The organism is Mammaliicoccus sp. D-M19, from assembly GCF_022386695.1.
In the GTDB taxonomy this organism is placed as follows: Bacteria; Bacillota; Bacilli; order Staphylococcales; family Staphylococcaceae; genus Mammaliicoccus; species Mammaliicoccus sciuri.
The window spans coordinates 882,280-895,587 of the sequence record NZ_JAJNHW010000001.1 but is presented as its reverse complement, the minus strand read 5'-3'; the positions used below and the strand labels follow the sequence as shown (position 1 = coordinate 895,587).

Genomic DNA, 13,308 nt, shown 5'->3' with positions numbered 1-13,308 from the left:
AGGTCATAAATAATGAAGAAATTTAACATAACAATAGCAGGTGGCGGAAGTACATTTACGCCAGGCATTATATTAATGTTACTGGATCATTTAGAAGATTTTCCGATTGATACGATTAAACTATACGACAATGATGGTGATAGACAACAAACCATTGCGGATGCTTGTGAAATATTACTTCATGAAAGAGCGCCTGGTGTTAAGTTACAGGCGAGTACGGACCCTAAAACAGCTTTTGAAAATGTAGATTTCGTTATGGCACACATACGTGTTGGTAAATATGCGATGAGAGAACAAGACGAGAAGATCCCGTTGAAACACGGTGTCGTTGGACAAGAAACGTGTGGACCTGGTGGTATATCATATGGTATGCGTTCTATTACAGGCGTACTAGAAATTGTAGATTACATGGAACAATATTCACCAGATGCTTGGATGTTAAATTATTCAAATCCTGCTGCAATTGTAGCTGAAGCAACTCGAAAATTAAGACCTCATTCTAAAATTTTAAATATTTGCGATATGCCTATTGGTATTGAAGAACTAATGGCAACAAATATTGGGCTGAAATCTAGAAAAGAAATGGTCGTTAAATATTATGGTTTGAATCACTTCGGTTGGTGGACAGATATAAGAGATAAGTCTGGTAATGATTTAATGCCAAGTATCATTAAACACGTTGAACAATTTGGGTATTCTACTGACACGGGCAGTGATATTGAACAGGAAGCAAGTTGGAATGATACGTTCAAGAAAGCGCGTGATGTACAAGCACTTGATAAAGATACATTACCTAACACATATTTAAAATATTACTTCTTCCCTGATTACGTTGTGGAACATTCGAATAAGGACTATACAAGAGCGAATGAAGTGATGGCAGGACGAGAAAAATTTGTGTTCGGTGAATGTCAAAAAATCATTGATCAAGGTACTGCTGAAGGAACGGAATTAACAATAGATGAACATGCATCTTATATCGTAGACTTAGCAAGAGCCATTGCTTTTAATACGAAAGAAAGAATGTTAATGATTGTTGAGAATAATGGTGCCATTTTAAACTTTGAACCAACAGCGATGGTTGAAATTCCATGTTTAGTTGGTAGCGAAGGACCAGAACCTTTATCAGTTGGTGAAATACCAAGATTCCAAAAAAGTTTAATGGAACAACAAGTGGGTGTTGAGAAATTAACAGTTGAAGCTTATGAAGACCAATCTTATCAAAAACTATGGCAAGCACTAACGTTATCTCGCACAGTTCCGAGTGCATCAGTAGCTAAAAATATATTAGATGACCTCATTGAAGCAAATAAAGAATACTGGCCAGAATTGAAGTAGAATGATAATTGAATTACTATTTATAAGCGTGCAAGGCTTACGAGCCTTGCACGTTTTTCTTTGTCTTATATCTGTTTAAGAACAATATATCGTATATCGACTTTCTTTAATCGCAAACTTTTAAATGATATAATTAGCTGAAATGATATATATTTTTTATTTAAAAATATAAGGGAGCATATCTATGTATATAGAAAGAAAACCAACAATCAATTTAGCAGAATTAAAGAAGGAATTTACGAATAATTTAGGTGAAATTGAATATGCGCAGTCTTCTGAACAAGCGCTAGAAGAGTTGTTTAATTTTGTAGAACTACAACATCAATATGCTGCAGCATTAGAAGAAATCGGGACAAAGTTGAAAATATTGGACGATGAATTCCAAGTTGCTTATAAACATAATCCAATTCATCATATGGAAAAGCGTGTTAAAGAATTTCCAAGTCTCATTAAGAAATTAAGACGAAAAGGATTTCCTTTAAATGCGAACTCAGCAAAAGAGAATATTCAAGATATCGCGGGAATAAGAGTTATTTGTAATTATCTAGAAGATGTCTATACAATTGAAAAATTATTACTTAGACAAGCTGACGTAAAATTATTAAAAAGAAAAGACTATATAGAAAATCCTAAAATGAATGGATATAAAAGTTTACATTTAGTTGTATCTATTCCTGTATTTTTAGCAGAAAGTGTTCAAGTAATACCTGTTGAAATTCAAATTCGAACAATTGGAATGGATATGTGGGCGAGTTTAGAACATAAATTAAGATATAAGAATTCCCATGTATCTACAGAACAATATGAAGAAAAGTTAAAAGAATGTTCAATAGAAATAACAAATGTAGAACGTAAAATGCAAGAAATGAATGATGAAATTTATCATGACACGAATAAAAGTATGATAAAAGTAGACGAAAATTAATACATTAGGCACAAAGTAGAGCAGAAATTTCTTAGATTTAAGGATATCTGCTCTTTTTTAATGATTTAGTATATAATAAATTAAAATCATTCAGGTAATAATATTGAGGAGTGAAAAAATGGAGAAAAACCTTAAAGTTGAAGCTTTTATGCAACGTGAAAAAAAGTGGAAAGATGAATTTGAACTATTAAGAGAAATTATACATGAATGTGATTTAGAAGAAGATTATAAATGGATGCACCCATGTTATACATTGAAAGGTAAAAATGTTGTATTGATACATGGATTTAAAGAATATTGTGCACTTTTATTTCATAAAGGTTCATTACTTAAAGATCCTGAAAAATTACTCATTCAACAAACGAAAAATGTTCAAGCAGCAAGACAATTGAGATTCACCAATGTAGATCAAATAAAAGAACAACGAGATATTATTAAAGCATATGTTGAAGAAGCAATCGAGCTTGAAAAGTCAGGTGCTAAAGTAGAATTAAAGAAAACAGAAGAATATGAAATGCCAGTTGAACTACAAGAACAACTAGATCAAAATAGTAACTTAAAAGAAGCTTTTTATAATTTGACGCCAGGAAGACAACGACAATATATTTACTATATTAGCCAAGCAAAGCGCCCAGCAACACGCGTTAGTCGAGTAGAAAAATATATTGATCATATATTGGACGGCAAAGGGTTAAATGATGAGTGAAGGTAATGAAAATATGAATGCTGTGATTGAAGAAATCGTGGATTTTATTAAGCGTTCTAACCATCAAATCATGATTAGAATTGGTGGACACGGTGGTTCAGGGAAAAGTACATTTTGTCAGGAATTAATAAAATGTCTAGATCCAAAAGACTACAACATGATCAGCACAGATACTTATATAGTAAATTCGAATTTAAGAAAACATACAAAGGCGAAATATATGTATAACGGAATAGAGCACGAAGCGAAAGTAACTGCTTGTATGCCTGAAGCGCATAATGTTGATATTCTAGAACGCGATATACGTGCTTTACATAATGGTATAGATATCATGACTATTGAAACACCATGGCAACAATCTGAACGTTTAGACGCCACAAAGAAAGTCACGATTTTAGAAGGTATGACTACCACATTTATAGATTCAAAATGGATTGATTTATCTATCTACATCTATACGGATAATGAAACTGAGTTGCAAAGAAGATTTGATCGTGATGTTCATGTAAGAGGAATAGATATAGAATATTTAAATACATCTCAAGATGAAAGACGTATTCAATATGAATTATTCATGCATCCTCTTCTTGAAAATTTTGATATTGTCATTGATCATTCAAATGATTTGTTTAAAATACTGAAAAATCAATTAAATTAAACCTTTGTTTGATACATTTTGGAAATAGAATGATATAGTAAAAGTGTTAATTAATTTTAAGGGGGATTTTTTGTGGCAGATTCAGTAAAATTATTAAAAACACTTACAGATATTAATGGTATTTCGGGATTTGAGTATAATGTTAAATCTAAAATGAAAGAATACTTAGAACCTGTAAGTGATGAAATTATTGAAGATAATCTAGGTGGTATTTTCGGGAAAAAGAACGCTAGAAATGGTTCTAAAACAATTTTAATAGCGGGTCACTTAGATGAAATCGGATTTATGGTTACACGTATCGATGAAGATGGTTACATCAAATTCACAACAATTGGTGGATGGTGGAACCAAGTTATGCTTTCACAAAAAGTAACCATTACAACAGATGAAGGCAAAGAAATTAGAGGTATTATTGGTTCTAAACCTCCTCATGTGTTAAGTCCAGAAGAACGTAAAAAACCTGTCGACGTTAAAGAGATGTTTATTGATATAGGTGTTGATAATAAAGAAGCGGTTGAAGGTCTAGGTATTGAAATCGGAAATATGGTGACACCTTATTCTGAGTTTGAAACTTTAGGTGACGGTAACTACTTAACTGCAAAAGCATTCGATAACAGATTCGGTTGTGCGTTAAGTGTTGATGTATTAAACGAACTTAAAAACGATGAGCTTGGTATTAACTTGGTTTCAGGTGCGACTGTACAAGAAGAAGTAGGTTTACGTGGTGCGAAAGTTGCTGCAAACAAAATTAAGCCAGATTTATCTATCGCAGTGGATGTCGGTATTGCTTATGATACACCAGGTATGAAAGGGCAAGATCACGAAACGAAATTAGGTAATGGACCACTTGTATTGTTAATGGACGGTACGAATATCGGTCACGTTGGATTTAGAAAATTCATCAAAAACGTAGCAAAAGATAAAGGCATTGATGTTCAATGGGATAATATAACAGGTGGCGGAACAGATGCAGGTAGTATTCACGTAGCAAACGAAGGTACACCAACAATCTCAATCGGCGTTCCATTACGTTATATGCACTCAAACGTATCAATCCTTCATAAAGAAGACTACTTAAACGCAGTAAAATTAGTAGCTGAAATCGTAAAAGCATTAAACGATGAAACAGTTAAAAATATTATGTGGTAAGAAATCGAAAAAATGATTAAAAAAATATGACTTAAACAAGAGATAAATCAAGTTGAATAACAATTTGGTTTGTCTCTTGTTTACGTAGTGAATGAGGTGAAATTTTGAATAGAACAATTTATTTTGTGAGGCATTCTATCAGGGATACTCGTATAAAAGAGGATGAATCAGCACCTCTTACTGAATTAGGTAAACAGTATGCAATGCAGATGTCGGGATTCTTTCAATATAAAAATATTCAACATATATTATCAAGTCCTTATAAACGGACGATTGATACAATTAAACCTACTGCTGAGCTATTGAATCTTAAAATTAAAGAAATCGAGCCATTTAAAGAACGAATAATAGGTGAATGGGTAGAAAATTTTGATGAATTTTCTTTGAGACAATGGAGTCAAACAGATTATAGGTTACCAAACGGAGAAAGTCTTGAAGATGTTAGAAACCGTATAGTACCTTCTTATCAAAAAGTGTTGAGTCAATATGAAGGTAATTTGATCATAACAGGTCATGGTACAGCTTTAGCAGTATTATTTAATGAATTAACTGGATCATTTACATATGAAGATTGGAAAAACATGAAAATGCCTGACATTTATCAATTTGATTATGACCATCAAAATAATATTTCTTTCAAAAAAGTAGAAATGAATTTTTAGTAAAAGTCATTGTTGTCAACTGTTATGACCAAGTTATAATTTGTTATTATAATAAAATAAATTTTAGTAGTATAGTAATCGTTTTATTAGGTTTGTTTTTTGTTTGTAAAGCTTATAAATATGCTTTATCATGGTTAATAGAGATGGAAGTACTTGATTCATTCAAGTGCTTCTTTTTTTATATTTATTGAATAAAAAGGAAGTGTAAATCATCGAAAAAGAAAAGAAAAAGTTACTTCGAAAAATGGTTAAACCATTTGAAAATAACAACTTGAAGAAAAGTACAATTCAAATTATAAACACAATCATCCCATTAATTGCGCTTATTGTTGGTGGCTTGGTAAGTTATCAATTACATTGGTCATTATCGATCCTATGTGGTGTATTGGCATCCGGTTTCATTATTAGAACATTTATTATTTTTCACGATTGTTGCCACGGATCATTTTTGAGTAAGAAAAAGAACAATGATTTATTAGGAAATATAACTGGGCTATTAACATTCTTTCCATATGAAAAATGGAGAAGAGAGCATATTATTCATCATACAAGTAGCGGAAATTTAGAAAAACGTGGTATTGGTGATATTTGGGTCATGACTATTGAAGAATATCATGAAGCTTCAAAATTCACTCAATTTAAATATAGAATGTATAGACACCCGTTTGTGATGTTTATATTAGGACCAATATTCCTTATGTTTATTTCAAACAGAATGAATGCTAAAGATGCAAAAGCTAAAGAAAAACGTAACACTTGGTTGCATAATATAATATTGCTAGTTCTTTATGTAGGTATTTTCTTTATTGTAGGTGCAGTTCCATTTGTACTTGTATTTCTACCAATGTTATTTATTGCAGGTATGTTAGGTATTTGGTTATTTTATATTCAACATACATTTGAAGATTCATATTTCGAAGAATCATCAGAGTGGGATTATGTGAAAGCCGCTATAGAAGGCAGTTCATATTATAAATTACCAAAAGTATTTCAATGGATGACAGGGAACATCGGGTATCATCATGTTCATCATTTAAGTCCAAGAATTCCAAACTATCAATTAGAACAAGCACATGAAAAGACACCACCATTACATCACGCAACAACCATAACAATTAAAGAAAGTTTAGAATCTCTGAAATATAAATTATATGACGAGAAAAATAAATGCTTCATTACTTTTAAAGAATATACTTTAAGATTTAAGAGAACACATGCGTAAAAGTTAATAATTGAAACGGGACATTGAGCATGTCCTGTTTTTTTATGAGCAAGTTTGGCTAGAAGTGCAAATACTGATACCGTTATTAGCAGTTTTGATGAGAAGTGCAAATACTGATACCGTTATTAGCAGTTTGGGCTGAAGGTGCAAATAACGAGTGTGTTAGTAACACTTCGACCGAGTTTTGTAATTAAGGCGGTCCATAGTAACACTTCGACCGAGTTTTGTAATTAAGGCGGTCCATAGTAACATTTCAGACGAGTTTTGTAATTAAGGTGGTCCATAGTAACACTTCGACCGAGTTTTGTAATTAAGGCGGTCCATAGTAACATTTCAGACGAGTTTTGTAATTAAGGCGGTCCATAGTAACATTTCGACCGAGTTTTGTAATTAAGGCGGTCCATAGTAACACTTCGACCGAGTTTTGTAACTAACACCCCCGTTATGAACAAGTTTGGATGAAAGTGTTCACTACGAAGGCTCTACAACTCCCCATGCCATAAACTTCCGACTCACAAAAAAATATAAGAACTGAATTAAAACAACTATATAAATTATTTCATTATTTTTAATTCTTGTTATAATGATAATTAATTGAAAAATCAGTACATTTATTGGAAGGGTGAATGTCGTGAAGATTACGAAAATCTTAAATAACAATGTTGTGATTTCCAAGATTAATGGGGAAGAGCGTATTGTTATGGGGGCTGGTATTGCTTTTGGGAAGAAGAATGGCCAGGCTATTGAGAAAGATAAAATTGATAAGATTTTTAGAATGACGAGTGATGAACAAGAAAGAATGCTTACTTTAATTAAAGAATTAGATGATGATGTGTTACTAATTTCTCAGGAAATTATTGTTGAAGCGAATAAACTTTATAAGGAACCACTGTCTGAATCTATTTATATTGCGTTAACGGATCATATTAATTATGCAATTAAACGTCATAAAGAAGGTACTGTTATTAATAATCCTTTGCTTTACGAAATTAAGCGATTATATCCAGATGAATATAAAATTGGTTTGTTCGGTATTGATAGAGTAGCTAAACATTTTAATCTTGATATGCCTAAAGACGAAGCTGGCTTTATCGCGATGCATATTGTCAATGCGAATATGAACGAGTCTATCTCAAACGTTTATGAAATTACAAAAATCACCCAGAGTATTGTAAATTTAGTAAGATATCACTTTAATTTAGATATCTCTGAAGAAGAATTAAGCTACGCGCGTTTTATAACACATTTAAAATTCTTCAGTCAGAGATTAATTAATTCTGAAAGTTTAGAAGAAGTGATGGATATATCTTTATTGTCATCGTTACAGAAAAAATATAGTGAATCCAATCGTTGTGTCGATAAAATTGGTGATTTTTTAAAAAGAAATTATAATCATGATTTATCTAATGACGAACGTGTTTATCTTATTTTACATATCGCAAGATTATTAAAATCTTCATGAAAGCGTTGACAAATAAAATGTAAGCGTTATAATAAGTTTAAATTAATAAACAATTACTTTAAACGGCAAGTGAATTTGCTGTTTGGGATTGTAACTTTAAGTAGGCAAAACCCAGAGTAATGCATAACGAACATTGGGATTCGTATGTATTATTCTGGGTTTTTTTCTATGAAAATGGAGGGATTTAAATGAAGTATGAAGCGTTAGCAAAAGATATCGTAGAGAAAGTCGGTGGCAAAGAAAATATCAATTCTTTAACACATTGTATTACAAGATTAAGATTTCAGCTGAAAGATACGGGAAAAGCTGATACAGAATATTTAAAGAATAAGGAAGGTATTGTGACGGTTATGGAATCAGGTGGCCAATATCAAGTTGTAATTGGTAATCACGTTCCAGATGTGTACGATGCAGTTCGTAAAGAAGCGAATATTAGTGATGGTACTTCTAGTAGTAGTTCATCAAGTAACGGATCATTATTTAATCGCTTTATTGATTTGATTTCAGGTATATTCCAACCAATTTTAGGCGTGTTAGCTGCAGCGGGGATGATCAAAGGTTTTGCAGCATTATTTTTAGCAGTTGGTTGGCTTACAGAGAAGTCGGGAACATATCAAATTATGCATGCAATTGGTGATGCATTATTCTACTTCTTCCCAATATTCTTAGGTTTAACAGCAGCGAAAAAATTTGGCTCTAATCAGTTTTATTGGTATGGCATTAGGTGCAGCACTTGTTTATCCAACGCTTGTAAGTGCAATGGCGTTAGGTAATGAAAATGCAACAATGCTCTTTAGTGGGACATTCTTTGAATCAGAAAGTGCTTTAACATTTTTAGGCATTCCAGTCATATCAATGACTTATACACAAAGTGTTATTCCAATTGTGTTCTCAGTATTCTTCGCATCTAAATTAGAGAAATTCTTGAAGAAAGTTATACCAGATGTCGTGAAGACGTTCTTAGTACCATTCTTTACATTAATTATTATTGTGCCATTAACGTTCTTAATTATTGGACCTATCTCTTCATGGGCAGCCAATTTAATTGGTGCAGGTGCAATAGGTTTATATAACTTTAGTCCATTATTTGCTGGATTATTGTTAGGTGCATTCTGGCAAGTACTTGTTATCTTCGGTTTACATTGGGGGCTAGTAGCCATTGCCATTAATAATATTTCAACATCAGGTTTCGATATTATTATACCTTTAACATTTGCAGCTTCATTTGCTCAAACAGGTATTGTGTTAGGTATATTCTTTAGAACAAAGAATAAACAACTTAAATCTTTAAGTATTCCAGCATTTGTGTCAGGTATCTTTGGCGTAACAGAGCCTGCTATTTATGGTATTACTTTACCTAGAAAGAAACCATTTATTTATAGCTGTATAGTGGCAGGTATAACTGGCGCTATGATCGGTTGGGCAGGTACGAAAATGTTCTTTATGGGTGGACTTGGTATTTTCGGATATACAACATTTATAGGCAAAGCAGGTTTAGATATGGCATTCTGGATGTCATTAATCGCAACGGGTTCAGCAGTGATACTTGGTTTAATTGTCGGTTATTTAACGCATAGTGATAAGAAAGAAGCAACAATTGATAAAGGTGCTAACGCTGGAGAAACAGCACAAGAATCAGTCGTAAATGATGTATTAGTAGAATCGCCAGTATCAGGTAATGTTGTAGATTTAACAACGATTCAAGATCCAGTCTTTTCATCTTTAGCAATGGGTAAAGGTATTGCGATTGAACCGGATAGCAATGTTGTTGTGGCACCATTTAATGGTGTTGTCGAAAGTTTATTCCCGACTGGTCATGCAATTGGATTAAAATCAGACAACGGTGCTGAAGTATTGATTCATATTGGAATTGATACAGTTAAATTAGAAGGCAAGTATTTTAAACCGCTTGTATCACAAGGAGAAACAGTTGAAATCGGACAACCTTTAATTGAATTCGATAGAGAAGCAATTAAGCAAGAAGGATACGATACAGTTATTCCGGTTGTTGTTACAAATTCTAATTTAGCAAAAGATGTCGTTCTTGAAGATCACAAAACGATTGAAACAGGTAAACATATATTAACGGTTATTTTATAGAGGAGGATTTGAAATGAGTTTAAGTAAAGATTTCTTATGGGGTGGCGCAGTAGCAGCCAATCAATGTGAAGGTGCCTATGATGTAGATGGTAAAGGATTAAGTTTAGTGGATGTACTACCAGCAGGAGAAGAAAGACAAATTCCATTATTCAATCCAGCAAAAGGTTTAAAAGAAACATTCGATTACTATCCAAGTCATGAATCGATTGATTTTTATCATCGTTATGAAGAAGATATTAAACTATTTGCAGAAATGGGCTATAAAGTGTTGAGAATGTCAATTTCATGGCCAAGAATTTTCCCGAAAGGTGACGAAGTTGAACCGAATGAACAAGGCTTAGCTTTTTATGATAAAGTGTTCGACACTTTAAAAGCTTACGACATTGAACCTTTAGTAACATTAAATCATTTTGATACACCACTTTATTTAGCTCAAGAATACGGTGGATGGTATAACAGAAAAACGATTGATTTCTTCGTGAACTACAGTCGAGTTGTATTTGAACGTTACAAAGATAAAGTGAAATATTGGTTAACACATAACGAGATCAACATGATTTTACACATACCTTATATTGGTGGTGGGCTCATTATTGAAGATGATGCAAATGCTGAACAAATTAAATATCAAGCTGCACATCATTTATTAGTTGGTTCAAGTCTTGCTACTAAAATCGGTAAAGAAATTAATCCAGATTTTCAAATTGGTTGTATGTTAGCCGCTGGAGAAGTTTATCCGAATACTTGTCATCCACAAGATATGTTAGCAGCACTTCAGAAAAATAGGGAACAATATATCTTTATTGATGTGCAATCAAGAGGTGAATATCCAAGTTATAGTAAACGCATGTTTGAAGAATTAGGTGTAGATATTCAACAAAAACAAGGCGATGCAGAAATATTAAAAGCACATACTGTCGATTTTATTTCATTCTCGTACTATTCAAGTAGATTAGAAAGTGGAGATGAAGAAGTTAATAAACAAAAAGGTGCCGGCAACGCATTTGCATCATTAAAGAACCCTTACTTAGAAGCATCAGATTGGGGTTGGCAAATTGACCCAGTAGGATTACGCGTTACAATGAATCAAATTTATGATCGCTACCAAAAACCATTATTTATTGTAGAAAATGGACTTGGTGCGAAAGATGAAGTAACTGAAGACGGTAAGATTCATGATGAATATCGAATTAAATATTTAAGTGAACATTTAGATCAAATGATTGAAGCCGTTAAAGACGGTGTTGAATTATTAGGCTATACATCTTGGGGTTGTATTGACCTTGTTTCAGCAGGTAGCGGAGAAATGAAGAAACGTTATGGCTTTATCTATGTTGATCGTGATAATCGAGGTAACGGTACTTTAGACCGTACACCTAAAGATTCATTCTATTGGTATCAAAAAGTGATTCAAACAAATGGTGAAGACTTAAGTTATTAAATATTAACTATCAAAGGAGTAATGAATATGGAGACGAACACTGGATTTAAAGATGGCTTTTTATGGGGTGGCGCAACTGCAGCCAATCAAATAGAAGGTGCATTTGATGAAGATGGTAAAGGTTTATCAAGCGCGGACTTTGTAGAGTATATTCCGAAAGATCAAAGAACGAAAGATAATCATATGGAAGTGACAACTGAACATATTCAGAAAGTGTTGAGTGGTGAACATACCGGTCGATTCCCTAAAAGAGAAGGTATTGATTTTTATCACCGTTATGAAGAAGATATTCAATTATTAGCTGAAATGGGATTTAAAGCATTTAGATTATCTATTCATTGGTCTAGAATTTTCCCTAAAGGATATGAAGCAGAACCAAATGAAGCGGGATTAGCATTTTATGAGAAAGTGTTCAAAACATTAAAATCATATAATATCGAACCTGTTGTCACTTTGAGTCACTATGAAACGCCATATGGTTTAACAGAGCGATATAATGGATGGGTAGATCGCGCAGTTGTTGGACACTTCGAGCATTATGCTAAGACTGTGTTTAATCGATATAAAGGTTTAGTTAAATATTGGATGACATTTAACGAAATCAATATTATTAATATTTCACCATTTACAGGTGGCGGTATCATTTCAGATAAATTAGAGAATCCGACAGAAGCATCTTATCAAGCGCTACATCATCAATTATTAGCATCTAGTTTAGCAACAAAAGCTCTTAGAGAAATTGATGCAGATGCACAAATTGGTTGTATGTTAGCGAGAATGAAACATTATCCATATACATGTAATCCAGAAGATGTATTAAAAGCTATGCAAGAAGATCAAATGAATCTACTTTATACAGATGTTCACGCGTTAGGAGAATATCCGAACTACTATAAACAATTTTTAAAAGAAAATGATTTTTCATTAAAAATTGAAGATGGTGACTTAGAAATACTTAAAGCATATACAGTTGATTATATTTCATTTAGTTATTATATGTCGTTACTATCCGCAAACAGTGAAGAAGGAGAAGTAACAGAAGGCAACTTGTTGAATAGTTTGAAAAATCCATACTTAGAAGCATCAGATTGGGGTTGGCAAATAGATCCAATAGGACTCCGTATCGTGCTAAATGAATTCTGGGATAGATATCATAAACCATTATTCATCGTAGAAAATGGATTAGGTGCGAAAGACGTCGTAGAAGAAGACGGAAGCATTCACGATACTTATAGAATAGATTATTTACAAAAACATATACAAGAAATGAAAAAAGCCGTACAAGACGGTGTAGATTTAATGGGTTACTTAGCATGGGGCCCAATCGATTTAGTATCTATGTCTACAAGTGAGATGAGTAAACGTTACGGATTTATATATGTCGATAAAGATGATGATGGTAACGGAACGGGTAATAGATCTAAAAAAGATTCTTTCGAATGGTACAAAGAGGTTATCTTAACAAACGGCGCGCAATTATAGAATTGTGTGAACAACTAAATAGCTGATTTAATAAAAATTCGCATAATCTGACCACAATCAGATTATGCGGTTTTTTTATGCAATAATGCAATCAGTTGCATTGATGTGAAATGTTTCGGATTATATAACGAAGTAGATTACACATCTATAACAATCAGTAAAC

The 13,308-nt window shown here is 32.8% G+C and carries 10 protein-coding genes and 1 pseudogene; all 11 read left to right on the top strand.

Features of this window, described 5'->3' with window-relative positions:
* Positions 1-12 precede the first annotated feature (12 nt).
* The 11 genes and pseudogenes from LQ675_RS04560 to LQ675_RS04510 all read left to right on the top strand — a co-directional run bounded on the left by LQ675_RS04560 (position 13) and on the right by LQ675_RS04510 (position 13,145).
* Entirely contained in the window at positions 13-1,338 is a 1,326-nt protein-coding gene (locus LQ675_RS04560; protein WP_239726569.1) for a 6-phospho-alpha-glucosidase, read from the top strand.
* A gap of 184 nt (positions 1,339-1,522) precedes the next feature.
* On the top strand, positions 1,523-2,263 hold the full coding sequence (locus tag LQ675_RS04555; RefSeq protein ID WP_048541628.1) for a GTP pyrophosphokinase: 741 nt from the start codon (positions 1,523-1,525) through the stop codon (positions 2,261-2,263).
* A gap of 118 nt (positions 2,264-2,381) precedes the next feature.
* A complete protein-coding gene (locus LQ675_RS04550; RefSeq protein WP_048541632.1) occupies positions 2,382-2,969 on the top strand; it encodes a YdeI/OmpD-associated family protein in 588 nt (195 codons plus the stop codon).
* The gene (locus LQ675_RS04545) at positions 2,962-3,627 is read left to right on the top strand and encodes a uridine kinase family protein (RefSeq protein WP_239726570.1); all 666 of its coding nucleotides are present in this window, start codon (positions 2,962-2,964) and stop codon (positions 3,625-3,627) included. Before LQ675_RS04550 ends, LQ675_RS04545 begins: the two co-directional genes overlap by 8 nt.
* A 72-nt stretch (positions 3,628-3,699) precedes the next feature.
* Positions 3,700-4,776: a M42 family metallopeptidase gene (locus LQ675_RS04540; protein ID WP_239726571.1), complete on the top strand. Its 1,077-nt coding sequence runs from the start codon at positions 3,700-3,702 to the stop codon at positions 4,774-4,776.
* 104 nt (positions 4,777-4,880) lie between these two features.
* A complete protein-coding gene (locus LQ675_RS04535) occupies positions 4,881-5,438 on the top strand; it encodes a histidine phosphatase family protein (RefSeq protein WP_048541638.1) in 558 nt (185 codons plus the stop codon).
* 244 nt (positions 5,439-5,682) lie between these two features.
* Positions 5,683-6,660: a Delta(5) desaturase DesA gene (desA, locus tag LQ675_RS04530; protein WP_153653649.1), complete on the top strand. Its 978-nt coding sequence runs from the start codon at positions 5,683-5,685 to the stop codon at positions 6,658-6,660.
* A 631-nt stretch (positions 6,661-7,291) separates the two neighbouring features.
* Positions 7,292-8,122, top strand: coding sequence for a BglG family transcription antiterminator LicT (licT, locus tag LQ675_RS04525; RefSeq protein WP_048541640.1), 831 nt, complete (start codon positions 7,292-7,294; stop codon positions 8,120-8,122).
* A 188-nt stretch (positions 8,123-8,310) separates the two neighbouring features.
* Positions 8,311-10,222: pseudogene (locus LQ675_RS04520) on the top strand (beta-glucoside-specific PTS transporter subunit IIABC).
* A 13-nt stretch (positions 10,223-10,235) separates the two neighbouring features.
* Positions 10,236-11,663, top strand: a complete 1,428-nt coding sequence (locus LQ675_RS04515; protein ID WP_239372236.1) for a 6-phospho-beta-glucosidase — start codon at positions 10,236-10,238, stop codon at positions 11,661-11,663.
* 27 nt (positions 11,664-11,690) lie between these two features.
* The gene (locus LQ675_RS04510; RefSeq protein ID WP_107610777.1) at positions 11,691-13,145 is read left to right on the top strand and encodes a glycoside hydrolase family 1 protein; all 1,455 of its coding nucleotides are present in this window, start codon (positions 11,691-11,693) and stop codon (positions 13,143-13,145) included.
* Positions 13,146-13,308: the final 163 nt, after the last annotated feature.